The 23857-nt window shown below is 64.1% G+C and carries 20 protein-coding genes; 12 read left to right on the top strand and 8 right to left on the bottom strand.

The features are described from left to right. Positions 1 to 9 precede the first annotated feature (9 nt). A complete protein-coding gene (locus ASILVAE211_RS01365) occupies positions 10 to 960 on the bottom strand; it encodes an NAD-dependent epimerase/dehydratase family protein (protein ID WP_227319492.1) in 951 nt (316 codons plus the stop codon). Between the two features lie 22 nt (positions 961 to 982). Next, positions 983 to 1960 carry an alpha/beta hydrolase family protein gene (locus ASILVAE211_RS01360; RefSeq protein ID WP_227319491.1) on the bottom strand — a complete coding sequence of 326 codons (978 nt, stop codon included), beginning with the start codon at positions 1958 to 1960 and terminating at the stop codon, positions 983 to 985. Positions 1961 to 2180: 220 nt separating this feature from the next. Between ASILVAE211_RS01360 and ASILVAE211_RS26265 the strand changes: the two genes are divergently transcribed. The 11 genes from ASILVAE211_RS26265 (at position 2181) to ssuD (ending at position 13064) form a co-directional block, all read left to right on the top strand. Next, complete coding sequence (locus tag ASILVAE211_RS26265; RefSeq protein WP_227319490.1) at positions 2181 to 3125, top strand: helix-turn-helix domain-containing protein; 945 nt, start codon at positions 2181 to 2183, stop codon at positions 3123 to 3125. 65 nt (positions 3126 to 3190) lie between these two features. After that, positions 3191 to 3718, top strand: a complete 528-nt coding sequence (locus tag ASILVAE211_RS01350; protein WP_227319489.1) for a gluconokinase — start codon at positions 3191 to 3193, stop codon at positions 3716 to 3718. An 11-nt stretch (positions 3719 to 3729) separates the two neighbouring features. Beyond that, on the top strand, positions 3730 to 4353 hold the full coding sequence (pncA, locus tag ASILVAE211_RS01345; RefSeq protein ID WP_227319488.1) for a bifunctional nicotinamidase/pyrazinamidase: 624 nt from the start codon (positions 3730 to 3732) through the stop codon (positions 4351 to 4353). 153 nt (positions 4354 to 4506) lie between these two features. After that, entirely contained in the window at positions 4507 to 5544 is a 1038-nt protein-coding gene (gene recA, locus ASILVAE211_RS01340; protein WP_227319487.1) for a recombinase RecA, read from the top strand. Beyond that, positions 5528 to 5989, top strand: a complete 462-nt coding sequence (locus ASILVAE211_RS01335; RefSeq protein ID WP_227319486.1) for a cytidine deaminase — start codon at positions 5528 to 5530, stop codon at positions 5987 to 5989. Before recA ends, ASILVAE211_RS01335 begins: the two co-directional genes overlap by 17 nt. 89 nt (positions 5990 to 6078) lie before the next feature. Beyond that, the gene (gene thrC / locus ASILVAE211_RS01330) at positions 6079 to 7485 is read left to right on the top strand and encodes a threonine synthase (protein ID WP_227319485.1); all 1407 of its coding nucleotides are present in this window, start codon (positions 6079 to 6081) and stop codon (positions 7483 to 7485) included. A 10-nt stretch (positions 7486 to 7495) separates the two neighbouring features. After that, positions 7496 to 8761 carry a M16 family metallopeptidase gene (locus ASILVAE211_RS01325; RefSeq protein WP_227319484.1) on the top strand — a complete coding sequence of 422 codons (1266 nt, stop codon included), beginning with the start codon at positions 7496 to 7498 and terminating at the stop codon, positions 8759 to 8761. Continuing rightward, positions 8758 to 10086 carry a TldD/PmbA family protein gene (locus ASILVAE211_RS01320; protein ID WP_227319483.1) on the top strand — a complete coding sequence of 443 codons (1329 nt, stop codon included), beginning with the start codon at positions 8758 to 8760 and terminating at the stop codon, positions 10084 to 10086. Before ASILVAE211_RS01325 ends, ASILVAE211_RS01320 begins: the two co-directional genes overlap by 4 nt. 73 nt (positions 10087 to 10159) lie before the next feature. After that, the gene (locus ASILVAE211_RS01315; protein ID WP_227319482.1) at positions 10160 to 11077 is read left to right on the top strand and encodes a Tim44 domain-containing protein; all 918 of its coding nucleotides are present in this window, start codon (positions 10160 to 10162) and stop codon (positions 11075 to 11077) included. 106 nt (positions 11078 to 11183) lie between these two features. Further along, a complete protein-coding gene (locus tag ASILVAE211_RS01310; protein ID WP_227319481.1) occupies positions 11184 to 11756 on the top strand; it encodes an HdeD family acid-resistance protein in 573 nt (190 codons plus the stop codon). A gap of 105 nt (positions 11757 to 11861) precedes the next feature. Beyond that, the gene (ssuD, locus tag ASILVAE211_RS01305; RefSeq protein ID WP_227319480.1) at positions 11862 to 13064 is read left to right on the top strand and encodes an FMNH2-dependent alkanesulfonate monooxygenase; all 1203 of its coding nucleotides are present in this window, start codon (positions 11862 to 11864) and stop codon (positions 13062 to 13064) included. Between the two features lie 291 nt (positions 13065 to 13355). Here ssuD and clpA read toward each other — a convergent pair whose 3' ends face one another. The 3 genes from clpA to ASILVAE211_RS01290 all read right to left on the bottom strand — a co-directional run bounded on the left by clpA (position 13356) and on the right by ASILVAE211_RS01290 (position 17142). Next, positions 13356 to 15686: an ATP-dependent Clp protease ATP-binding subunit ClpA gene (clpA, locus tag ASILVAE211_RS01300; RefSeq protein ID WP_227319479.1), complete on the bottom strand. Its 2331-nt coding sequence runs from the start codon at positions 15684 to 15686 to the stop codon at positions 13356 to 13358. Positions 15687 to 15880: 194 nt separating this feature from the next. Beyond that, on the bottom strand, positions 15881 to 16213 hold the full coding sequence (clpS, locus tag ASILVAE211_RS01295) for an ATP-dependent Clp protease adapter ClpS (RefSeq protein WP_227305784.1): 333 nt from the start codon (positions 16211 to 16213) through the stop codon (positions 15881 to 15883). Positions 16214 to 16518: 305 nt separating this feature from the next. Continuing rightward, positions 16519 to 17142, bottom strand: coding sequence for a phasin family protein (locus tag ASILVAE211_RS01290; protein WP_227319478.1), 624 nt, complete (start codon positions 17140 to 17142; stop codon positions 16519 to 16521). Positions 17143 to 17495: 353 nt separating this feature from the next. Between ASILVAE211_RS01290 and ASILVAE211_RS01285 the strand changes: the two genes are divergently transcribed. Beyond that, positions 17496 to 18677: a D-alanyl-D-alanine carboxypeptidase family protein gene (locus ASILVAE211_RS01285; RefSeq protein ID WP_227320101.1), complete on the top strand. Its 1182-nt coding sequence runs from the start codon at positions 17496 to 17498 to the stop codon at positions 18675 to 18677. Here the strand turns inward: ASILVAE211_RS01285 and ASILVAE211_RS01280 are convergent. Genes ASILVAE211_RS01280 through ASILVAE211_RS01270 form a run of 3 tightly spaced genes read right to left on the bottom strand, consistent with a single transcriptional unit; the run spans position 18674 to position 23853 of the window. Beyond that, positions 18674 to 20113, bottom strand: a complete 1440-nt coding sequence (locus tag ASILVAE211_RS01280; RefSeq protein ID WP_227319477.1) for an FAD-binding oxidoreductase — start codon at positions 20111 to 20113, stop codon at positions 18674 to 18676. The two genes, ASILVAE211_RS01285 and ASILVAE211_RS01280, sit on opposite strands and share 4 nt — an antisense overlap. Before the next feature lie 14 nt (positions 20114 to 20127). Then, a complete protein-coding gene (locus ASILVAE211_RS01275; protein ID WP_227319476.1) occupies positions 20128 to 21567 on the bottom strand; it encodes a Ppx/GppA phosphatase family protein in 1440 nt (479 codons plus the stop codon). A 57-nt stretch (positions 21568 to 21624) separates the two neighbouring features. Next, positions 21625 to 23853, bottom strand: coding sequence for an RNA degradosome polyphosphate kinase (locus ASILVAE211_RS01270; RefSeq protein ID WP_227319475.1), 2229 nt, complete (start codon positions 23851 to 23853; stop codon positions 21625 to 21627). Positions 23854 to 23857: the final 4 nt, after the last annotated feature.

The raw sequence follows: 23857 nt of genomic DNA, 5'->3' as shown, positions 1-23857 counted from the left end.
CGATGATCCTCAGGGTTCCTTGGGCGAGGTATAGGACGGATCATGCGCGAAAGGCAGCGGGGCGCCGGATCGCAAAGCCGTGAGCACGCCCGCGAAATCCGTCCTCGGCCGGAAGCCCAGGTGGCGTTCGGCGGCGGATGCGTCATAGACCCTCCCGATCGAGACCGGCAGGCGCCAGCCGCGCGCGGCATAGAGCGCCGATGCTTCCGGGTAGTAGCGGGCGATGACGGCGGCGGCGTCCCGCTTCAGCGCCTCCGCGTCTGCCCGCGCGAAGGGCGTCGGTGCGGAGATGACATAGGTGCCGAAGCCGATCTCCCCTGCTTTGTCCAAAGCCGCGACATGCGCTTCCGCCGCGTCTTCCACTGTCAGGCGCCGATGCAGGAACTCATTCGCCTTCATGTTCTCGCCCGTCAGGTCGCGATGGGTGTCGTCATCCTCGGGGAAGAAACGGCCCGTACGCAGGACGATGCAGGCCAGCCCGTGCTCCAGATGATGCAGGCGACACAGGCCCTCGGCCGCCAGCTTGGTGACGCCGTAGATATTGCGCGGTGCCAGCGGGCCAGTGCTTTCATCCAGCCAGACGGCATGGCCGGCCGTTTCCCGCCGGATGGCGTCCGAAATCATCAGCGAGGTGGTGGAGGTAAAGATGAAGCGGTCATGCCCGGCGGCGACTGCCGCTTCCAGCAAGTTCAGCGTGCCGGTAACATTGGTGTCGATAAAGGCCTGTGCCGGGTAGCGGATGATATCGGGCTTGTGCAAAGCCCCGGCATGGATCACTGCCTGGGGCAGATGCGCGGCGAAAACCCGATCGACCAGCGCGCGGTCGGCGACCGAGCCCAGCACCTGGGTGTCCGCGCCAACTGCGACATCAAGGCCAATGACCTCATGACCCAGGGCGCGCAGGCGCGGCGCCAGAAAACGGCCGAGCCAGCCGGAAGACCCCGTCAGCAGAAGGCGCATCTGTCCTCATCGGTGTTCGGGATCAGTGTTTAGGCGCCAATTGCACCCGGAAGAAAGCAAGGATGGCATGGTCCATAGCGGCATGGAATGCCACACGGTCAAAGCCTGGGCGGTCGGTGCAGACGACAGGCGCCAGTTTCGCCAGCGCGGCCCCGCAGGGTGCCAGGAAGGCAAAATGCTCCGCGCCCCTTACGCGGTGCAGATCAGGGGGGACCGGCAGGCTGTTTGCCATCGTCGCCACCTCCCCCGGCACCACGCCATCACCACCGTATTCCGAGGCCCAGATCTGCGTCGGCACGCGAATATCGGCGAGACCTGCGGGCAGAAAAATCCGGCTCAGTACAGGGTCGGCGAGGACCGCCGCGCGGATGCGCGGGTCATGCGGCAGCGGCTCCGCCAGGCGCTCGCCGGCCTTCAATTGCTGGCAGGTCTGAAGTTTGGCGTAGTCCTTGCAGATAGCCGCCAGTCTCTCCTGGTCCGGATTGCCGCCGATCAGCACAAGCCCGGTAAAGCCACCGCGCGAGAAGCCATAGAAGCCGATACGCGCCGGATCGATCAGGTCGTGGCCGGGCCAGACAGTGAGCATATAGTCGATCAGACGGCGGATATCCGCCGGGCGCTGGCGCCAGACCTGCAAGGCATCCGCCCGGCTGCGGTCCTTAATGCGGCCGCCATCCTCGGGGTGGTCGATCGCGGCGACCACGAATCCGGCATCGGCCAAAGTCTCCGCCACATCGTGATGCCCTAAGGACCAGCCGCCAACCCCATGGGAGATGACAACCAGCGGCAGATTGCGGCCCAGAACGGGACAATCCTTGGTGCCCGGAACGGTGATGCCGAAACCGACCGTCACCGCGCCCGGTTTCGCGGCGCAAGGCGTCCAGACCGCACCAGTCATGGCGGGTCCTGCGGCAGCAGGGGGGACGTCTATGAATTGCAAACCGGCCGCATGGGCGGTCAGCGGCAAGGACGCGAAGAGAAGAAGAAACAGAATACGCATGAGGGCTGATCCGGTTTGTGGCTCCGGTAATCCAAGCCAAGCCACCGGTTTTGACGACCGCGATCCGGTTTTAGGTCGTCCAAGATTGCGATCTCGGCCATAAATCCTATCCATGCCGCTGGTGCCGCTTCCCTTCGTCGTTGCCTTTCTCCTCAGCATCCTGCTGGTCCGTCTGCTGCGAGGCGATCAGGCCCGGGCAAGCCGCTGGTTTGCAACAATGGTGGGCGCCTATGCGGCGCAGGCCGTGCTTCTCGGCTTACATTGGGGATATGGGCTTCGCGGCGTGCTTCCAGCTCAGAGCATTCTGGCGGGTGGCCTGGCCCCGCTGTCCTGGCTCGGCTTCCGCAGCTTCGTGACCGTGAACCAGCGTGCTGCGCTGCACATGCTGCCGCCACTGTTGATCGCCGGCCTCTGGGTTTTCGCGCCGTGGTTCATCGATCTGGCCCTTGCCCTGATCTTCCTTGGCTATGGTATCGCGTTGCTCCGGCTCGCCTATCGTGGACCGGATGCACTCGGTCGGGCGACACTCGACGGCGCCATTTCGGTATCACATGCATTATGGGTTACCGGCTTTACGGTCATCGCCTCACCGATCGCCGACCTTGCCATCAACCTGGACCTGATGCGCGACCAAGGTCGTGATGCAGGCCTCATTTCCGGCGTATCGAGCCTGATCTCCATCGCTCTTCTTGGCTGGGTCGCGACTGTTGTCGGCAAGAGCGCTCCCGTTCTCACTTTGCCTTCCGCGCCCGAGCCATCAGCGGTGCCGGAAACAGCACCGCCGGCCGCTGGCGATATAGAGATCGTCGATGCCCTGGATGCTTTAATGCGCGAGCGCGCACCGTATCACGATCCGAATCTGAGTCTCGAGCGGCTGGCCTGGCGCATGGCTTTGCCCGCCCGCAGCCTGTCAGGCGCCATCAACCGCGCGCGGGGAATGAGCGTGTCGCAATACGTCAACCAGCACCGCGTAGCGGATGCATGCCGCTTGCTGGCTGAGACCAAAAAAACCGTCACCCATATTTTTCTCGAAGTCGGATTCCAGACGAAATCCAATTTCAACCGGGAATTCCTGCGCATCACGGGCGCAAGCCCCAGTGCCTGGCGGCAACAGGCCGACGGGTCTGCGTCACCGTCCAATGGACAGAAAAACGCGGGCTGTTAGAGAGTTGCGCGGTAGACGGGCTATGCTCCTTTGCTGCATCACAGACGCTGATCGGGAGTCGCATCTTGCCGGACACCAGCCCCGCCTCACCACGCTTCACCGCTCTGATCTTCATGGGCGTTTCCGGCAGCGGCAAATCGACCGTCGCGGGCGATGTCGCGCGGCGCGCGGGCCTGCCGATGATCGAGGGGGACGAGATGCATCCCGCTGGCAATATCGCGAAGATGAGCCAGGGCATTCCGCTGACCGACGCCGACCGCGAACCCTGGCTGGAAGCCATCGCCGCCCGGATCGACGTCTGGCGGCAGGCGGGCCAGCAGGGCGTCATCACCTGCTCCTCCCTCAAACGCGCCTATCGCGACATCCTGCGCAGCGGCCATACCGACGTGCATTTCGTCTATCTCAAGGGCAGCTACGAGCTGCTGCTGGACCGCATGCAGCACCGGAAGGGGCATTTCATGCCGGCCTCCCTGCTGCGCAGCCAGTTCGACACTCTGGAAGAGCCCGGCCCCGACGAGGCGACCGCCGTTTCGATCGACCAGCCGGAAGCGGCAATCGTGGAAGACGCGCTGAAGCAATTGAACCTGGGCTGAGGAGTATCAGCATGTCATCCAAGCGTGCCTTGATCGTCGTCGATATGCAGAATGACTTTATGCCCGGCGGGCCTTTGGGCGTGACCGGCGGGGACGAGATTATCCCCGTGATCAACCGGCTGGCCCGACGGTTCGAGAATGTGGTGCTGACACAGGACTGGCATTGCCCGGGCCATACCTCCTTCGCCTCCAGCCACGCAGGACAGGATGTCTTCGACACCTTCGACGCTTTCTATGGCCCGCAGGTGCTGTGGCCCGACCATTGCGTCATGGGCAGCAAGGGCGCCGAGTTTCACCCCCAGCTCGACATTCCCCATGCCGGTCTGATCCTGCGCAAGGGCTATCACCGCGACGTCGACAGCTATTCCGCCTTCCTGGAAGCCGACCGCAAGACCCGCACCGGGTTGGACGGCTGGCTGGCCAGCCGTGGCATCACCGAAATCGTGGTCTGCGGCGTCGCGACCGATTTCTGCGTCGGCTGGACGGCCTGCGACGCGCGGCATTTCAACCTTTCCGTCGCCATGGTGGATGAGGCCAGCCGGGGCATCGATCTGGAAGGATCTCTGGACCGCGCGCATCGAAACATGGACATCGCCGGGGTCGATATCGTAACGATATCGCAATTAGTCGACTAGGCTTGGCGGCAGGTTCGGCGGCACCGCTCAGACCGGAGTTGCTAAATTGTTCTTATTCGCGCAGAGTCCGCCGATGATCGGCTGGGGCTCGAGTCGCGGCGCCCGGATCGCTTGCTCGCCACCTGCCTAGACGATGCCCTGAGAGGGACGATTATGGAAAAGACCAAGGCTTTAGACGCGGCTCTCGTTCAGATCGAGCGGGCCTTCGGCAAGGGCTCCATCATGCGGATGGGGTCCAAGGGCACGGATGAGCAGATCGAGGTTATCCCGTCGGGCTCGCTCGGGCTTGACCTGGCACTCGGCATCGGCGGCCTGCCCCGCGGCCGCATGGTCGAGATCTACGGCCCCGAAAGCTCGGGCAAGACCACGCTGGCCCTGCATGTGATCGCCGAAGCGCAGAAGCGCGGCGGCACCTGCGCCTTCATCGACGCCGAACATGCGCTGGACCCGATCTATGCGCGCAAGCTGGGCGTGGATGTGGACAACCTGCTGATCAGCCAGCCCGATGCCGGCGAGCAGGCGCTGGAAATCGCCGATACGCTGGTCCGCTCCGGCGCGATCGACGTTCTGGTCATCGACAGCGTGGCGGCCCTGGTGCCGCGCGCCGAATTGGAAGGCGAAATGGGCGACAGCCATGTCGGCCTGCATGCCCGCCTGATGAGCCAGGCGCTGCGCAAGCTGACGGGCTCGGTTTCCAAATCCAAGACGACTTTCATCTTCCTCAACCAGATCCGTCTCAAGATCGGCGTCATGTTCGGCAATCCGGAAACGACGACGGGCGGCAATGCGCTGAAATTCTATGCCTCCATCCGCCTCGATATCCGCCGCATCGGCCAGATCAAGGAAAAGGAAGACGTCGTCGGCAACCAGACCCGCGTGAAGGTTGTGAAGAACAAGCTGGCGCCCCCCTTCCGTCAGGTTGAGTTCGACATCATGTATGGCGAGGGCATCAGCAAGATGGGCGAGCTGATCGACCTCGGCGTGAAGGCCGGCCTGGTTGAGAAGTCGGGCTCCTGGTTCAGCTTCGACAATCAGCGCATCGGCCAGGGGCGGAACAATGCCCGCCAGTTCCTGCTCGATAATTCCGCACTCGCGGAAACGCTGGAATTGAAGATTCGCGAACAGGCGGGCATCGTGGTGAATGCCATGATGACCGATCCTACGGGAGACGAGCTTGAGGCTGCAGAATGAAGCCGCGGAACCGGCTGAGCCTGAGATTCCCGTCGAGACACTGACGGACGAAGACCACGATCTGATCGCGGCGGCTCGTGCCGTTCTGGTCAAGCATTACCGGCCCTTCTGGCATATGGTCTCGGCTGCCATCCGCAGCCGGGACGGCCGCATTTGGACCGGCATCCATCTAGGTGCGACCGTCGGCCGCATGCAGATCTGCGCCGAGCCTATCGCGCTGGGCCGCGCCATTCTGGACGGCGACGGCACGATTGAAAGCGCGGTCGCCATCCGCCACCCGAAGGCCGAGGAAATCGACCAGAGCCTCGCCATCGTCTCCCCCTGCGGCGCCTGTCGGGAGATGATCCTGGACTATGACCCCGATGCCTGCGTCATCGTGCCGGGCATCATGGCGCCGATCAAAATGCCCATCCGCTCACTGCTGCCTTTGCCTTACCGGCGGTGAGGGTTTCCCGCGCCTTGACGCTTGGAAATCTGCCACGCCATGCGCGCTGGGCGCTGGCGAAGCCCTCTTCTTTACGATAGCTGAGACGGATGCGTTATTTCTCGACACGCGGCCAAGCCGAGCCGCGAGACTTCGGTGGTGTTCTGCTCGCGGGCCTCGCGGAGGATGGCGGGCTCTTCATGCCCGAAAGCTGGCCCGAGCGGTCGGCCGCCGAATGGCGCGCCTTGCGCGATCTGCCTTACGCGGAACTCGCCGCCCAGGTGATGCACCCCTTCGTCGGCGAGACGATCAGCCTGGATGTGCTGCGCGGGCTCTGCGAACGCGCCTATGCCGGCTTCAACCACCCGGCCCGCGTTCCCATGGTGCAGCTGGACAGCGGCCTTTGGGTGCAGGAGCTGTTTCACGGTCCCACCCTCGCCTTTAAAGACATGGCGCTTCAGCTTCTCGGTCAGTTGTTCGAGCATGTGCTGACCGAGCGGAACGAGACTGTCACCATCGTGGGCGCGACGTCCGGCGATACCGGCTCGGCCGCCATCGAAGCCTGCCGCGACCGCAGCCGGATCAAAATCGCTATCCTGCATCCCGAAGGCCGCACCAGCGAAGTGCAGCGCCGGCAGATGACGACCGTCGATGCCAGCAATGTCTTCAATATCGCGGTCGACGGCACCTTCGACGATTGCCAGGACATGGTGAAGGGCCTGTTTGCCGACACCGCCTTCCGTGGCGATATGAAGCTGACGGCCGTCAATTCCATCAACTGGGCGCGTATCGCGGCGCAGATTCCCTATTACGTCGCCGCCGCGCTCGCCATGGGCGCACCGGACCGCGAAGTCGCCTTCGCCGTGCCCACCGGCAATTTCGGCAATGTGCTGGCCGCCTGGGCCGCGCGCCGCATGGGGCTGCCGGTATCGAAGCTGATCATCGGCTCCAACCGCAACGACATCCTGACCCGCTTCCTGGCCGCTAATGACATGACGGCCAAGGGCGTGGCGCCCAGCCTGTCACCCAGCATGGACATTCAGGTCAGCTCCAATTTCGAGCGCTTGCTGTTCGAACTGGTCGATCGCGACCCAACCGTCACCGCGCAGCTGATGCAGGATTTCCGCAAGACCGGCCATATGCCGGTGCCCGACGCCGCCTGGAAAAAGGCGACCGCCCTGTTCCAGGGCCTGGCGCTGAGCGACGCGGAAACCTCGGCCGCCATCCGCCAGATTCATGACACGACCGGCTATCTGGCGGACCCGCATAGCGCCATCGGCATCGCCGCTGGCCAGGCGGCCAAGCTGCCGGCGCCCGCGCCGGTCATCGCCATGGCGACGGCGCATCCGGCGAAATTCCCCGATGCGGTGGAAGCCGCGACGGGCATCCGCCCTTCCCTGCCGCCGCATCTTGCCCATCTGATGACAGGCGAGGAGCGCCTGACCCGCGCGCCCAACGATCTCGCTTCCGTCGAAAGCCTGATACGTGCCTTCGTCGGCCGTAACGACCAGCTTTAAGGACTGCCCCATGAGCGACGCCATCCGCGTGGAGACTCTCCCCTCCGGCCTTACTGTCGTGACGGAAGAGATGCCGCGCGTCGAAACCGTGTCCTTCGGCGCCTATGTCGCCGCCGGCACACGGCATGAGGAAGCTGCCGAGAACGGCGTTTCCCACTTCCTGGAGCACATGGCCTTCAAGGGTACGGAAACGCGCTCGGCTGTGCAGATTGCGGAAGAGATCGAGGCGGTCGGCGGCCATATCAACGCCTATACCGCCCGCGAGCAGACTGCCTATTACGTGAAGCTGCTGAAGGAAGACATCGCGCTCGGCGCCGATATCATCGGCGACATCCTGACCCATAGCAGTTTCGAACCGGAAGAGCTGGAGCGCGAGCGCGGCGTCATCCTTCAGGAAATCGGCCAAGCGAATGATACGCCGGACGACATCATCTTCGACCATTTCCAGGAAGCCGCCTTCCCCAACCAGCCCATGGGCCGCCCGACTTTGGGCACGGAAGACGTCATCCGCTCCATGCCGCGCCACGCACTGACCAATTACATGCGCGCCCATTACGGCACGCGGAATGTCGTTGTCGCCGCCACCGGCAAGCTGAAACATGACGAGGTGGTGCGGCTGACGGAAAAGCATTTCGCCGATCTGCCGACCTCGCCGGTGCCGGGGGCTGCCCCCTCCGACTATCGCGGCGGTGAGTTCCGCGAGGCGCGCGACCTCGATCAGGTCCATATCGTGCTTGGCTTTCCGTCCGTCTCCTATACCGACCCGGATTTCTACGCATCGATGATGCTGTCGACGCTGCTGGGCGGTGGCATGTCCTCCCGCCTGTTTCAGGAAATCCGTGAAAAGCGCGGGCTGGTCTATTCCGTCTATGCCTTCACGGCCCCTGCCGCCGATTCCGGCCTTTTCGGCATCTATGCCGGAACGGGCGAGAGCGAGGCGGAGGAGCTGATGCCGGTGACGCTGGAAGAACTCCGCCGCGTGCAGCATGACGTGACCGAGGTCGAGTTGCAGCGCGCCCGCGCCCAGGCCAAGGCCAGCATCCTGATGTCGCTGGAAAGCACCGGCAGCCGCTGCGAGCAGCTGGCCCGCCAGTTGCAGGTCTATGGCCGCATCGTACCCGTGCAGGAAATGGTGGACCAGATCACCGCCGTGCGGACGGAAGACGTCTGCCGCGCCGCCGCCCGCATCTTCCGCGCCAAGCCGACCCTCGCGGTGCTTGGGCCAGGCGGCAAAGTGCCGGGCCTGCCCACCATTACGGAAACCCTCGCGGCATGAGTACCGACACCGACAAGCTCGCCGATCTTTTGGCGGTCGCCCGCAGCAAAGGCGCTGACGAAGCCGATGCCGTCTATTTCGCCGGCACCTCGCTGTCCGTCAGCCGCCGCCTCGGCAAGATCGAGCATGTCGAACGCTCGGAAGGCCGTGACCTTGGCTTGCGCGTCTTCGTGGGCGAGCGTTCCGCCATCGTCTCGGCGCCCGGCCTCGACCCGGCGAAATTCGCGGATATCGCCGAACGCGCCATTGCCATGGCGAAGCTGGTGCCGGCTGACCCGCTGAGCGGGCTGCTGGATATCGGGCCGATCCCGGCGCTGGACCTCGACATGGCCGATAGCGCCGAACCTGACGCCGCGACGCTCGGCCTGCGCGCCGGTGAAGCCGAGGATGCGGCGCTGTCCGTCGCCGGCATCACCAATAGCGAAGGCGCGGATGCCAGCTACAGCCGCAGCGAAGCGGTGCTGGTGACCAGCCGTGGCTTCGCCGGCACCTATCAGCGCACCGGCTATTCGGTCTCGGCCACCGCGCTGGCTGGCAGCGGCACCGAGATGCAGCGCGACTACGATTATACCAGCGCAGTGCATCAGGCCGATCTGGATGACCCTACGCGCATCGGCCGCAGCGCCGGCGAGCGCGCGCTGGCGCGCCTCAACCCGACGCGGCCGAAAACCGCGAAACTGCCCGTCATCTATGACCCGCGCGTCTCCCCCAGCCTCGTCGGCCATCTGGCCGGTGCGGTGAACGGTGCGGGCATCGCGCGCGGCACCAGCTTCCTGCGGGAAAAGATGGGCCAGCAGATCTTCGCGCGCGGCATCACCATTCGCGACGATCCGCATCGCGTGCGCGGCCTGCGGTCCCGCCCCTTCGACGGCGAAGGCCAGCCGACCGCGCCGCTCGACCTTATCGCCGACGGCGTGCTGATGACCTGGGTGCTGGACGGCCGCAGCGCAAAGCAACTGGGTCTGAAGACGACCGGCAATGCGGCGCGCGGCACCTCCGGCCCGCCCGGCCCTTCGACCTCGAACCTCTATCTGACGGCAGGGCAATTGAGCCCGGCCGAGCTGATAGCGGATATCAGGGAAGGGCTGTACGTCACCGAGCTGATCGGCTCCGGCATCAACGGCCTGACCGGCGATTACAGCCGGGGTGCCGCCGGCTTCATGATCCGCGACGGGCAATTGGCCGAAGCGGTGGCCGAGATCACCATCGCCGACAATCTGATCGACATGTTCGCGCGCCTGGTGCCGGCCAATGACCTGCGCTTCCTGCGCGGGACGGACGCACCGACCATCCGGATCGATGACATGATGATGGCGGGGTCTTAACCTTCCTGCCACTGGCAATGTTGGTGAGACTCACCATATCGTGAGTCTCACTGTCATGGAGTTTGTGCGCGTCATGCGCCGCTTTTTTATTCTATTCGCTGCCCTTCTACCGCTCATGGGCGGCATCGCGGTCGACCATGCCGATGCCCGTCTTGGTGGTGGCCATTCCATGGGCAGCCGCGGCAGCTTCAGCTATCGCCCGCCACGGCCGACTTCGATCGCGCCTGGGGCTGCGCCCTTTGAGCGTAGTCAGGCGCCCGCTGCCGGCTATGCCAATCGCGGCTTGGGTACAGGCGGCAATTTTGCCCAGCGCCGGCCCTTCATGACCGGGCTGCTGGGCGGCTTCATCGGTGCCGGCATCTTCGGCCTGCTGTTCGGCGGCGGCTTCATGCATATGGGCCTGGGTTTCGGCGGCCTCTTCGGCGTGCTGATCCAGCTGATCATCCTGTTCTTCATCCTCCGCTGGCTGTTCCGGCTTTTCACCCGCCGGTCCGGCCAGCCGTCCATCTTCGGCGGCGGACAGGCACCGGGCCGGCAATATGGCGGCATCGGACCAGGGCAACAGGCAATGGGACCGAGCGTGCAGCCTTTGCAACTGACCTCCGCCGACCGCCAGGCCTTCGCCCAGTGCCTCGCCTATGTGCAGCAGGCCTGGGGCGCGGGTGATCTGCGCGCCATTTCCCAGGCGGCGACGCCGGAACTGATGGGCTATTTCCAGGATCAGCTGAACACGCTCAGCCGGCAGGGCCTGCGCAACCGCGTCTCGGACGTGCAGATGGACAATATGGAATTGTCCGAAGCCTGGAGCGAGGGCGATACCGATTATGCCACCGTCGCCATGCGCTTCTCGATGATCGACGTTACCGAAGACCGCACGGGGCGGATTGTGGACGGCGATCCCAATGTCCGCGCGCTGGTCAGCGAAGTCTGGACCTTCACGCGCCGTCGCGGCAGTCACTGGATTCTGGCCGCCATCCAGCAGACGAACTGACAGCGTGTTTTCCATGGCGGTTAGGGGAAACTCTGGCCGCCATGATGGCGCAACGGCCTGATCTGCCATAAGAATTCGGCTTCGCAATCAAACGGAGCCTATCCCCATGTCCGGTTTCGGCCTCTCTCCCACCCTGCCCAAGCCCGGCAGCGCGCCCGCCGACCGCTGGGGCTGGTTCGTTGCCCTCGGCATCGTTCAGATCATCGTCGGCGTGCTGTGCTGGATCGACGTGACGGCCGCCAGCATCGCGGGCGTCGTCATCCTGGGCGTGCTGCTGCTCATCGGCGGTGTCTTCCAGATCGTCCACGCCTTTACCATGCGCGGCTGGAGTGGCTTCCTGCTCTATGTCCTGATCGGCATCCTTTATGTCATCGGCGGATTGCTGCTGATGGAAGAGCCCCTGCGCGGCTCGCTGATCATCACCATCGTCATTGCGGTGATGCTGATCGTCAGCGGGATCGCCCGTCTGATCGTGGCAGCAACGCACCGGCATATGCAGGGACTGTGGCTGGTCATTCTCAGCGGTCTCGTCAGCTTTGCGGTCGGCATCATGCTCTATGCCAGCCTGCCCTGGTCCAGCCTGTGGGTTCTGGGCACGCTGATCGCTATCGAATTGGTTTTCCACGGAATTGCCTGGCTGCAATTCGGCTTCGCGCTGAAGCGCAGCCATAGGGCGTGACCCGCTTTAACACGATACAAAATCGGTCAATGATCTAAACCCTTTCGTCATACGGGGATGTTTCCTATATCTTCGAGCTATTGAGGCGATAGGAGCTTTCCCGTCATGACGAGCAAGGGTGCGATTTCTTCCGGCGCACCGCCGGCGACCGAGACCGATGTGCTGTGGTTTCTGCCGACGCATGGCGACGGCCGCTATCTGGCGTCCGATATCGGCGCCCGCCATGTGACCATCAAATATCTGAGCCAGATCGCCCGCGCGGCCGACGAGCTCGGCTATTTCGGCGTTCTGCTGCCCACCGGCCGGTCCTGCGAAGATTCCTGGGTCGTCGCCTCTTCCATGATTCCGCTGACAGAGCGGCTGCGCTTCCTGGTCGCCGTCCGCCCCGGCCTGTCGGAACCCTCCATGACCGCGCGCATGGCCGCGACCCTGGACCGTTTGTCTGGCGGCCGCCTGCTCATCAATGTCGTTGCCGGCGGCGACCCATCCGAGTTGAAAGGCGACGGCGTCTGGCTGGACCATACGGCCCGCTACGAGGCGACGGAGGAATACCTCACCGTCTGGCGCCGTATGCTGGCGGGGGAGACCTTCGACTTCACCGGCAAGCATATCAAGGTGGAAGGCGCCAAGCTGCTGTTTCCGCCGGTACAGGCGCCGCATCCGCCGCTGTATTTCGGTGGGTCTTCCGGTCCCGGCCAAGCGGTTGCGGCGAAGCATGCCGATGTCTACCTCACCTGGGGTGAGCCGCCGGCCGAGGTTGCCGCCAAGATCGCGGATGCGCGGGAAGCCGCCGCACGCGAAGGCCGCACCATGAGCTTCGGCATCCGCCTGCATGTGGTCGTGCGCGAGACTGAGGAAGAGGCCTGGGCAGCGGCGGATGACCTCATCCGCTATGTCGATGACCACAAGGTCGAGACGGCGCAGAAGGCTTTCGCGCGTTTCGATTCGGTGGGCCAGCGCCGGATGCAGGACCTGGTGAAAGGCCGCCGCCGCGAAGATCTCATCATCAGCCCCAATCTCTGGGCGGGCGTCGGTCTGGTACGTGGCGGCGCCGGCACGGCACTCGTCGGCAATCCTCAGCAGGTCGCCGACCGGATGAAGGAATATATGGCGCTCGGCATCGACCGCTTCATCCTGTCCGGCTATCCGCATCTGGAAGAATGCTACCGCTTCGCGGAACTGGTCTTTCCGCTGCTGCCGCTGAAGAAAACGACCGGCACCGACCTGGCCGCCGCCCGCAATGCCGGGCCTTTCGGCGAGGTCATCGCGAATGTCGCGGCACCGTCACGCCTCGCGGCGGCAAGCTAAGCTTTTGGTCATCTGTGCAAGCCGCTAACGAGGCCAGACAGGTTTAGGTTTTGAATGAAGTACCTCTCCAACCGTCATGCCCGTGAAAGCGGGCATCTTCTGCGCCTCGTCGCGGTGCCAAAGTAAGAAGATCCCCGCTGTCGCGGGGATGACGCCGCTTCAATAAAAAGCTCAAACGCTCTTGTGGCGCAGAACCACCCGTTAAGCTGCGCACGACCATGAGACTGAAAAAGGCTGCCGAGGTTTCCCTCAGCAGCCTTTTTTGATTCACGGGAAACGCGGTGAGGACGATTATTCGACCTCTTCCGGTTCCTTCTCGGTGCCACCCTCTTCGCTGCCGGGGCGGCCGGCGATGGGCGCCGGTGCTTCCGTCATGTCGAAGTCGAGCTTGCCGTCCTTCATGCCAACCTTGACCGATCCACCCTTGGCAAGGCGACCGAACAGCAGCTCCTCCGCCAGAGGCTTCTTGATATATTCCTGGATCACGCGGGCCAGCGGCCGCGCGCCATACAGCTTGTCGTAGCCACGCTCGGCCAGCCATTCCTTGGCGCCGGAGGAGAGCTCGATCGTGACATTGCGGTCGGCGAGCTGCGCCTCGAGCTGCATCACGAACTTCTCGACCACACGGGCCACCACTTCCTGGCCCAGAGACGCGAAGGGAATGACCGCGTCCAGACGGTTGCGGAATTCCGGGGTGAACATGCGCTTGATGGCATCCTCATCCTCGCCTTCCCGCATGTCACGGCCGAAGCCGATTGCGGCCTTGGCCATGTCGGAGGCACCGGCATTGGTCGTCATGATCAGGATGACGTTGCGGAAATCGACCGTCTTGCCGTTGTGGTCGGTCAGCTTCCCGTGATCCATCACTTGCAGCAGGATGTTGTAGAGATCGGGATGCGCCTTCTCGATCTCATCCAGCAGCAGCACGCAATGCGGATGCTGATCGATGGCGTCCGTCAGCATGCCGCCCTGATCGAAGCCGACATAGCCCGGCGGCGCGCCGATAAGACGCGAGATGGAGTGACGCTCCATATATTCGCTCATGTCGAAGCGCACGAGTTCGATGCCGAGCACGCTGGCGAGCTGGCGGGCGACTTCCGTCTTGCCGACGCCGGTCGGACCGCTGAACAGATAATTGCCGATCGGCTTTTCCTGCTCGCGCAGCCCGGCGCGGGACAGCTTGATGGCAGCCGACAGCGCGTCGATCGCCTGATCCTGCCCGAAGACCATCGAGCGCAGGTCGCGTTCCAGATGCCGCAAGGTTTCCTTGTCATCGGCAGACACGGATTTGGGCGGAATGCGCGCGATCTTGGCGACGATCTCCTCGACATCGCGCAGCGTCACCGTCTTGCGGCGCTTATGCTCGGGCAGCAGCATCCGGCTGGCGCCGACTTCGTCGATCACGTCGATCGCCTTGTCCGGCAGCTTGCGGTCATGGATGTATTTCGCCGAGAGGTCGACGGCCGCGCGGATCGCCTCGTCCGTGTAGCGGACCTTGTGATGCTTCTCGTAGACGGTCTTCAGGCCGCGCAGGATACGTACCGCGTCGTCGGACGAGGGCTCCGGCACATCGATCTTCTGGAAACGCCGGACAAGGGCGCGATCCTTTTCGAAGTAGTTCCGGAACTCCTTATAGGTCGTGCTGCCGATGCAGCGCATCGTGCCGGCGGCCAGAGCAGGCTTCAGCAGGTTGGACGCGTCCATGGCGCCGCCGCTGGTGGCACCCGCCCCGATCACGGTGTGGATTTCATCGATGAACAAAACCGCGCCGGGCTGGGCTTCCAGCTCCGTCACCACGGCCTTCAGCCGTTCCTCGAAATCGCCGCGATAGCGGGTGCCGGCCAGCAGCGCGCCCATGTCGAGCGAGAAGATGATCGACTTGGCAAGCACTTCCGGCACGTCGCCGTCGACAATGCGCTTGGCCAGGCCTTCCGCGATGGCTGTCTTGCCGACGCCCGGGTCACCCACATAAAGCGGGTTGTTCTTGGTGCGGCGGCACAGAATCTGAATCGTGCGTTCGATCTCGTTCTCGCGCCCGATCAGCGGATCGATCTTGCCCGACTGCGCCTTCTTGTTGAGGTTGACGCAGTAGTTGGAGAGCGCGTCCTGGCCGCGGCGCGCCGTCTTCTCTTCCGGATCGGGCGTATCCGAGGCCGCAGCCTTTTCCTGGCGCGGCGCGCTTTTGCCGGGGGACTTGGCGATGCCGTGGCTGATGAAGTTGACGGCGTCCAGACGCGTCATGTCCTGCAACTGCAGGAAGTAGACGGCATGGCTTTCGCGTTCGCTGAAGAGCGCAACCAGAACATTCGCGCCGGTGACTTCATCGCGGCCGGAGGATTGCACATGAATAGCGGCGCGTTGCACCACGCGCTGGAAGCCCGCCGTGGGCTTCGGATCGCCGGGGCGGTCGGTCGCCAGACCGGCCAGATCCTTGTCGAGAAACTCCGTCAGGTCGGCGCGCAGCTTGTCGAGATCGACGCCGCAGGCGCGCAGGACGGTGGCGGCATCGGTGTCCTCGGTCAGCCCGAGAAGCAGATGCTCAAGAGTTGCGTATTCGTGTTTGCGCTCGCTGGCGAGGGAGAGCGCGCGGTGGAGAGTCTGCTCGAGGTTACGGGACAACATGCCGACGCTCCTTTTATCTAGTCGTCACTCCCATCCGAGGATCTGCCAGGGGGCCTGCCGGGACATAAGCCTAAGGAGGGCAACGGAAGTCTCTCATCTGCGTCGGGGTTTCACTTGCTCAAAAGCCCAGCGAACCGGTCGACGTAATATCCTGCACCAATAATTTGCGCAGACGCATTAACTTTTGCTCAGAGTCACTCTTTTTCGATGGTGCATTGGAGCGGGTGCTGATTCTGCCGCGCCAGGTCCATGACCTGCGTCACCTTGGTCTCGGCGACTTCATAGGTGAAGACGCCGCAAACGCCGACACCCCGCCTGTGAACATGCAGCATGATCCGAGTCGCCTCGTCGCGGGTCTTTTGAAAGAACCGCTCCAGCACGTGCACCACGAATTCCATGGGCGTGTAATCGTCATTCAGCATCAGAACTTTGTACATGGCCGGCTTGCGGGTCTTGGTGCGGCTTTTAACCACTACCCCCGTGCCGGGACCGTCCCGTCCGCCATTGCGCCTGTCGCTATCGCTCATCGCGCCTTCGCCAATCCTTCATAATCTAATACGAACCCTACTGCCGCGACCGCGCGTCACCAAGTATGCCGACCCGCCGTCACAGGCAGGTCAGGTTCGTTCAAGAACCATAGAAGCATGATGCGCCGTCGGAAAAGAGGGACATTGTTGCGCGCCACAGGGTTTTGAAGACCATCAGGGGTTGCGTTTCGCCAGCCCTGCAAGCGAAGCGGGGCTCGCTGACCTTCCTGCCAATACAAAAGGGGTCCGGACATCATGTCCGAACCCCTTTTGTCCGACGCAATTCCGGCAAAAGAGCCGGCGTATCAGACCGTCTTGCCGAACTTTTCGGCGGCCATCGTCATACGGCCGGAGATCGGCGCAATCGCCTGCTCTGCCAGTTTGAAAGAGGCATCGGTATATTTGTTGGATTCGGCGACGCTCTTTTCCATCGCGGAGCGGGCGAGACCGACCTGGAGGTCAACCGCTTCCTTGAGGGACTTCACGCTCGTCAGCGCCTTGAAGGCGGCCATGGCCTCCTCATAGGAAGACTGGGCGGAGCTGGCCATCTGCTTGGAGATGTCCTGCAGACCGGCGGACCAGATCTGACCGGACTTGATGAAAGCTTCGACATTGCCCTGGCTGAAAGCCAGCATTTCCTCGGCCGTCTTCATGGTATTCGTCATCCCTTGATTGAACTTCAGCTTCGTATCCTCGACATGCGAGGAGATTTCGGCCGCACTGTCTTTGGCGGCATCCATGACCTGTTTCACGGCCTCGTCCACAGCCTGCCGCGTTTCCTCGGCAGTCTCGGACGCTACGGCCGCCACATCTGATGCCGCGGCCTCTGCCTCATCAGGCAAGGCTTCCGTCACGGCCTGAACCGTCTCCTGCACAGGGTCACCCGCCTCTGCCGTGATCGCATTCGCGGCGGTTGATCGTCTGGCCATGCTCGACACTCCCTCGGCTTTTTCCCGAACAAGACCTTGATGGCCCTTGGACACCGGAAATTGCCCGTGTTGCGTTGCAGCATTTTCCATTTAGACCTGCTCCTGTCAGGGTTCAAGGCTTTTGTGCGCTGCACAACAATTCTTAGTCGGAACAAATGTTACGGCGGATCGTGCGTCATCTCAGATTCATCGTCTAACTATTTGCAATTCCGACAGAACTCAGCCAAAGCAGAGGCTTGATACCGAGTGGTGGCGGTATCGCTGGATAGCGGCAGGAAGCGCGTATGAATCGCAAGCAAGGGTTTTTGAAGGCTCGCCTAGCAAGGGTTGTCTTGTTGGGTTGCAGCTTGGCCATGCTTGCCGCTGGCATCGTCCCTGCGCGTGCCCAGGGGCTGCCGCCGATGAGCGCCATCCTGATCGACGCGCGCACCGGCCAGCAGCTTTACGCCCAGAATGCGAACGAGCCCCGCTACCCCGCCAGCCTGACCAAACTCATGACCCTGTATCTGCTGTTCGAGGCCCTGCGCGATCACCGCATCACCTTCGATCAGATGATGCCCGTCTCCGTCCACGCCGCTTCGGTCGAGCCGGTCAAGCTCGGCGCCCTGCCCGGCTCGCGCATCACGGTGCAGGAAGCGATCCTCGGCATGGTGACGCTGTCGGCCAATGATGCCGCGACCATCGCGGGCGAGTTTCTGGCCGGGGGCGACGAAACCCGATTCGCCGCGCTGATGACGCTGAAGGCGCATACGCTCGGCATGAACGACACGGTGTTCCGCAATGCCTCGGGCCTGCCCAACCCCAATCAGGTGACGACGGCGCATGACCTGTCGATCCTCGCCCGGCGTCTGATCATCGATTTCCCGGACGACTATCACTTTTTCTCGACCGCGAGCTTCCTGTTCCATGGCCGCGTGATCTTCAATCACGACCATCTCCTGAAATCCTATCCCGGCGCTGACGGCATGAAGACCGGCTATACCAATGCCGCCGGCCATAACCTCGTCACCAGCGCCGTGCGCGGCGGCGTCCGTCTGATCGGCGTCATCATGGCAGCCCCGTCCAATTACGCGCGCGACCGCACCATGGCCGCGATGCTGGATCAGGGCTTCGCTCAGGAACTGGGCGGCAGCGCCAAGATGGCGGCGCTTCAGGCAACGCAGGCTGCCCGCCAGGCACAGGATCAGGGGCCGGTCGTGCCCGCAACCGCACCGGTCGCGACCAGCAACCCGCGCGCCGTTGCCGCCAATGGCGGTTATGGCGGCCGCAGCGACTGGAGCCTCGATCTCGGCAGCTATAACAGCAAGGCGGCGGCCTATAAGGCACTGCGCATCGGCCAGCGCGAAGCGCGTGGCGGCGTCGTGCATCTCGCCATCGCCCGTGGCAAGACGAAGCACCCAGGCTATCATGCCTGGATCGCGTCGGTCAGCGAAGCGCATGCCCGCGCCGCCTGCATCGCCATGAATCATTACGGCCGCCCCTGCGCCCCCGTGCACCCGTCGGGTGCGCGGAGCCGCGAACTCGCCGAGCGTTAACCCGCCGCGTCTTCCGCGTTTTTCGCTGGAAAAATCACGCGCGGATTGAGCCGGCCCGCGGGATCAAGCGCTGACTTGATCCGCCGCATCAGATCCAACTCCACCCCGCCGCGCCAGCTTTGCATCATGCCGGTTTTCAGCCGGCCGACGCCGTGTTCGGCCGAAAAGCTGCCGGACAGCCGCCGCACGACCTCCCCGACCGCTTCCATCAAAGGCTCGGACTGCGCCAGAAAGGCCGCGCCGCCCGCACCTGTCGGCTGCACGAGATTGAAGTGGATATTGCCGTCGCCCAGATGGCCGAAAGGCGCGATGCGGATGCCCGGCACCAGAGCGCGGCAGGCCGCCGCCGCCGCGTCCATCAGCTCCGGCAAAGCCGCCAGCGGCACCGAAATATCGTTCTTGATCGAGGCGCCGGCGCGCTTCTGCGCTTCCGCATGTTCTTCTCGTATCTTCCAGAAAGCCAGACGCTGCGCTTCGTTCTGAGCCAGAGCCGCGTCCGTCAATTCGCCCGCTTCCAGGGCCGCGCCCAGAACATCTTCCAGCCTATCCTGCAACGCCTGCGCCGCCCCCTCAGGACCGCTGGCCGCGCAATCGACCAGGACATAATGCGCCGCCGCTTCGACCGGCCGCGCAACGCCCTCGATATGCGCCAGAACCAGATCGACCGAGCCGCCGCTCATATATTCGAAGGCATGCAGCGCACCGGCATCCCGCGCGCGCAGGCGCGCCAGCAAGGCCAGTGCCTGTTCGACGGAGGGTAAGGCGCAGAAGGCACTGGCCCGCGCCGTCACTCCGGGCTGCAACCGCAGCACGGCGGCGGTGATGATGCCGAGCGTGCCTTCCGAGCCAACGAAGACCTGCCGCAGGGCGTAGCCGGTATTGTCCTTATGAAGATGCCGCAGGCCGTGCCAGACCTGCCCATCCGCCAGCACCACTTCCAGGCCTAGGACGAGGTCGCGGGCATTGCCGAAGCGGAGCGTGTTATTGCCGCCGGCATTGGTTGCCAGCACGCCGCCGATCTGGGCGCTGCCCTCGGAACTGATGGACAGCGGCAGCAGCATCCCTTGCTCGGCCGCCATGGCTTGGGCTGCCGCCAAGGTCACCCCGGCCTCGACCGTCATGGTGAGGTCAACCGGGTCGATCGCCCGCAAGGCGCGCAAGCGCTCCAGGCTGAGCACGATCTCGGTTCCGTCCACCGAAGGCACCGCCCCGCCGACCATGGAGGTATTGCCACCCTGCGGGATAATCGCCACGCCAGCCTTGGCGCAGAGCGTCACGGCGCGCACGACCTGATCCGTGCTGCTCGGCCGGATGACCGCGAGCGGCAGCCCGGAATAAAGGCGCCGCCAGTCGCTGGAATAGCCGGCGGTCTCAGCCGGATCGGTCAGGACCGCACGATCGCCCAAGGCCGCGCGCAGATCGTCAAGCAGAGACATCACCCCAGTCTCCGTCAGGCGGCGTCGCTATGCACCCGTTCGGTCCCGGAATAGGGATCGAGCCCCAGCACGGCCGCCAGCCGGCCGAGTTTGCGAATGATGCTTTCGCCCGCGAAGACGCCGGCATCTTCGCGGAGGTTGAGGATCAGCTTGCCGCTGTCGATGATCAGTTCCGTGCTGGCCAGCAGATCGGGCGTGCCGCCCGACAGCGTATAGGCCAACTGCAAAGCGGCCCCCAGCACTTCGGCCTGCTGGACCGAGGTCATATCCAGCAGCATGCGCGCGGGCGCCAGGAAGGGCGCATCGGGCTCGGCCTCGTAGCGCATGGCGATGGCGAGAGCCAGATAGGCGCGGGCATGATGGTCGATCGCGATGCCGGGCTGGCGCAATACGCGCAAAAAGCCCTGCTCGGCCCGATATTCGGGATGATCGTGGCTGGCGATGTCCGAGAACCAGCAGGCCGCCTCGCGCAGCAGCCGCTGTTCCGGGCTTTCGCCTACCATCAGCGGCGCCGTCCAGGCGATCAGAGCGGGGGCCAGGCGCGGGTCGCGGCTGAAAAGCGTCGCCATGTCGCGGGCGGCGGCGGTGATCGGCTCGGCCGCACGCACGTCGGGCGGCAGGATATGCATCAGCCAGCCTTCGCGCAGGCCATTGGCGCTGAAGACGACGCGGGACGCGCCGGTCACGCGCAGCAGCCGCCGCAGCACAACGGCGGCGAAGGGCAGATCATCGATGCGGCGGCGCGGCAGACCGGGCAGACGTTCCAGCGCGCGGCGGCTGGCGCCGGCGACGACGCCCGCCAGGTCGCGCGCCTCGTCACGGGCAATGGTGTAGTGGTGCAGCATATTGAGCGGGTAGCTCGTCTGCGTCATGTGGATGCGCGCCAGCGCGCGGAAGGCGCCGCCGACCAGATAAAGATCCTGTCCGGCGCCATCCCCCAGCCAGGGAACCCGCGCGGTATCTTCCTCGACGATGATGCGCGCCCGCGTCAGGTCGCCGGCGGCACGGTCAGCCAGGCGGATAACCCCCAGCCGCATCGTCTCGCTTTCCACGGCGCGGCCACCGACCAGTTTGACGGCTTCCAGCGAGCCGCCGCCGATATCGAGCAGAATGCCTTCGGCGGTCGGAATGCCGCAGAGCACGCCGGCGGCGGAATAGGACGCCTCCTCCTTACCCGACAGGATGCGGATCGGCACGCCGGGCATGATGGATTGCAGCCCTGCCACGAATTCCGGGCCGTTGGAGGCATCGCGCACGGCCGCCGTCGCCAGCACTTCGAAGGGATTGGCGCCCATGGCGCGCGCCACCGCATGGTAGCGGTTCATCACCATCAGCGCCTGCTGGACGCCTTCCTCATTCAGCCGTCCGGTCTGCTGCAAGCCACGGCCGAGCCGCAGCACCGCCTTCTCGTTGAAGATGGTGACGGGATTGCGGGACAATCCCTCGAAGACCACGAGCCGGACTGAATTCGAGCCCAGATCGACGACAGCGGAGCGGGGTAAGGACAGTGGTCAGTCCCTCATGCCATGGGGTTTGCGGCCGACATGCTGTAGCAGCGCGGGGCCATGGAGGGCAGAGCCCCGGCCCGAAAGCGAGGGATTGGTCATGAAATAATTATGGGCGGAGATCGGCTTGCGGCCGCTTTGCACACGACGCCAGCTCATGTCCGGACCCAATTCCCAGGACTGCATATTGTCCTTGAGATCGACGACCATGATCTGGTCCAGGATCTGGGCATGAACCGTCGGGTTGCGGATCGGCACCAGGGTTTCGACCCGCATGTCGAGATTGCGGGCCATCCAGTCGGCACTGCTGATGAAGACCCGCGCATGCCGGTTGGGCAGTGCGTGCCCATTGGCGAAGGCTATGACGCGCGCATGTTCCAAAAAGCGCCCGACGATGGATTTCACCCGGATATTCTCGGACAGGCCCGGCACGCCCGGCCGCAGGCAGCAGATGCCGCGCACGACGCATTTCACCGAGACACCGGCGGCCGATGCCTCATACAGCAGATCGATCATCCGCTCATCGACCAGGGCATTGACCTTGAGCCAGATGCCGCTTGGCTTGCCGTCGCGCGCCGCCTGAATTTCATCCTGGATCAGATGCGTCAGCCGCTTGCGCGTGGTGAGCGGACTATAGGCGATGGCGTCCATCTTCTCGGGCTTGGCATAGCCGGTCATGAAGTTGAACAGCCGCGCCGCGTCACGCGTCAGGTCCGGATCGCAGGTGAAGAAGCTGAGATCGGTGTAAATGCGGGCCGTGATCGGGTGGTAATTGCCGGTGCCGAAATGTGCGTAGGACCGTACGCCGCCCGATTCGCGCCGCACGACCAGTGACAGCTTGGCGTGGGTCTTCAGCTCGGTAAATCCGAAGACGACCTGCACGCCGGCAGCTTCCAGCGTGCGCGACAGGCGGATATTCGCCTCCTCGTCGAAACGGGCGCGCAGTTCCACCATGGCGGTAACGGATTTACCGGCCTCCGCCGCCTCGATCAGCGCCTTGACGATCGGGCTGTCCTTGCTGGTGCGATACAGCGTCTGCTTGACCGCGACGACCGCCGGGTCCTGTGCCGCCTGACGCAGGAACTGCACCACGACGTCGAAGCTTTCGAACGGGTGATGGACGATGATGTCCTTGGCGCGGATGGCGGCGAAGCAATCCCCGCCGAAATCGCGGATGCGCTCCGGAAAACGCGGCGTATAGGGCGTGAAGAGCAGGTCCGGACGGTCGTCAACGATCAACTGCTTGAGGTCGACGGTGCCGAGAATGCCCCCTTCCTCGAAGACTTCCTCGGGCGGCGCGGCCACGGCATCGCGCACCAGCTGCTTCAGCTCCTCGGGCATCGAGGCTTGCAGCGTGAGGTTGATGGCCACACCCCGGCGGCGGCGCTTCAGCGCCGTTTCATAGGACAGAACCAGATCGGCGGCCTCATCCTCGAATTCGACATCGGTGTCGCGAATGACGCGGAACAGGCCATGAGCCTCCCGCGCATAGCCGGGGAAAAGATGTTCCAGGAACATCCCCACCACATGCTCCAGCATGACGAAGCGAATCGGCCCGCCGGCCTCGGTCGCCGGCAGGCGGATGAACCGCTCCACCTGTCCCGGCAGCGGAATCAGCGCGCGCATGACATGGCGGTCGTGGTTCGAGACCAGAAGCAGCGCCAGAACCAGGCCCATATTCGGGATGAAGGGGAAAGGATGCGCGGGGTCGACCGCCAGCGGCGTCAGCACCGGAAAGATGCGATCCATGAAGAAGGCGTCCAGCCAGGCGCGGTCGGCATCCGTCAGGGCGCCGATATCCGCGACCACCAGCCCGGCCACCGCCAGTTCCGCCCGCACCTTGTTCCAGGCGCGCTGCTGATCGGCGATCAGCCGCCGGGCGCGGGTATTGATCTGCGCCAGTTGCTGGGCCGGCGTCAGCCCGTCCGGCGAGGTTTTGACCACGCCGGCCTTGGCCTGGCCGACAAGGCCGGCCACGCGCACGGAATAGAATTCGTCGAGATTGGAGCCGCTGATGGAGATGAAGCGCAGCCGCTCCAGCAGCGGGTGGTGGCGATTCTCCGCCTCTTCCACGACACGATGATTGAAATCGAGCCAGGACAATTCGCGGTTGATGAAGCGGTCCGGCGAGTCGAGGGCGATCGTCTCAGCCACGGACGCCTCCGCGGGTTCAGGCGCGACAGGCGTCACGTCCGCAACGAGGGTGGCATTCAGCTCTGCGTCATCAGGGGTCATCATG

It is taken from the genome of Acidisoma silvae (assembly GCF_020618775.1).
Lineage (GTDB): Bacteria > Pseudomonadota > Alphaproteobacteria > Acetobacterales > Acetobacteraceae > Acidisoma > Acidisoma silvae.
This window is presented reverse-complemented; position numbering and strand designations above follow the sequence as displayed.

What these genes read in the sequence shown, in the direction of transcription:
- ASILVAE211_RS01365 (WP_227319492.1), bottom strand. Translation starts at nt 960, where the DNA reads ATGCGCCTTCTGCTGACGGGGTCTTCCGGCTGGCTCGGCCGTTTTCTG.
- ASILVAE211_RS01360 (WP_227319491.1), bottom strand. Translation starts at nt 1,960, where the DNA reads ATGCGTATTCTGTTTCTTCTTCTCTTCGCGTCCTTGCCGCTGACCGCC.
- pncA (WP_227319488.1), top strand. Translation starts at nt 3,730, where the DNA reads ATGTCATCCAAGCGTGCCTTGATCGTCGTCGATATGCAGAATGACTTT.
- recA (WP_227319487.1), top strand. Translation starts at nt 4,507, where the DNA reads ATGGAAAAGACCAAGGCTTTAGACGCGGCTCTCGTTCAGATCGAGCGG.
- thrC (WP_227319485.1), top strand. Translation starts at nt 6,079, where the DNA reads ATGCGTTATTTCTCGACACGCGGCCAAGCCGAGCCGCGAGACTTCGGT.
- ASILVAE211_RS01325 (WP_227319484.1), top strand. Translation starts at nt 7,496, where the DNA reads ATGAGCGACGCCATCCGCGTGGAGACTCTCCCCTCCGGCCTTACTGTC.
- ASILVAE211_RS01320 (WP_227319483.1), top strand. Translation starts at nt 8,758, where the DNA reads ATGAGTACCGACACCGACAAGCTCGCCGATCTTTTGGCGGTCGCCCGC.
- ASILVAE211_RS01315 (WP_227319482.1), top strand. Translation starts at nt 10,160, where the DNA reads ATGCGCCGCTTTTTTATTCTATTCGCTGCCCTTCTACCGCTCATGGGC.
- ASILVAE211_RS01310 (WP_227319481.1), top strand. Translation starts at nt 11,184, where the DNA reads ATGTCCGGTTTCGGCCTCTCTCCCACCCTGCCCAAGCCCGGCAGCGCG.
- ssuD (WP_227319480.1), top strand. Translation starts at nt 11,862, where the DNA reads ATGACGAGCAAGGGTGCGATTTCTTCCGGCGCACCGCCGGCGACCGAG.
- clpA (WP_227319479.1), bottom strand. Translation starts at nt 15,686, where the DNA reads ATGTTGTCCCGTAACCTCGAGCAGACTCTCCACCGCGCGCTCTCCCTC.
- clpS (WP_227305784.1), bottom strand. Translation starts at nt 16,213, where the DNA reads ATGAGCGATAGCGACAGGCGCAATGGCGGACGGGACGGTCCCGGCACG.
- ASILVAE211_RS01290 (WP_227319478.1), bottom strand. Translation starts at nt 17,142, where the DNA reads ATGGCCAGACGATCAACCGCCGCGAATGCGATCACGGCAGAGGCGGGT.
- ASILVAE211_RS01285 (WP_227320101.1), top strand. Translation starts at nt 17,496, where the DNA reads ATGCTTGCCGCTGGCATCGTCCCTGCGCGTGCCCAGGGGCTGCCGCCG.
- ASILVAE211_RS01280 (WP_227319477.1), bottom strand. Translation starts at nt 20,113, where the DNA reads ATGTCTCTGCTTGACGATCTGCGCGCGGCCTTGGGCGATCGTGCGGTC.
- ASILVAE211_RS01270 (WP_227319475.1), bottom strand. Translation starts at nt 23,853, where the DNA reads ATGACCCCTGATGACGCAGAGCTGAATGCCACCCTCGTTGCGGACGTG.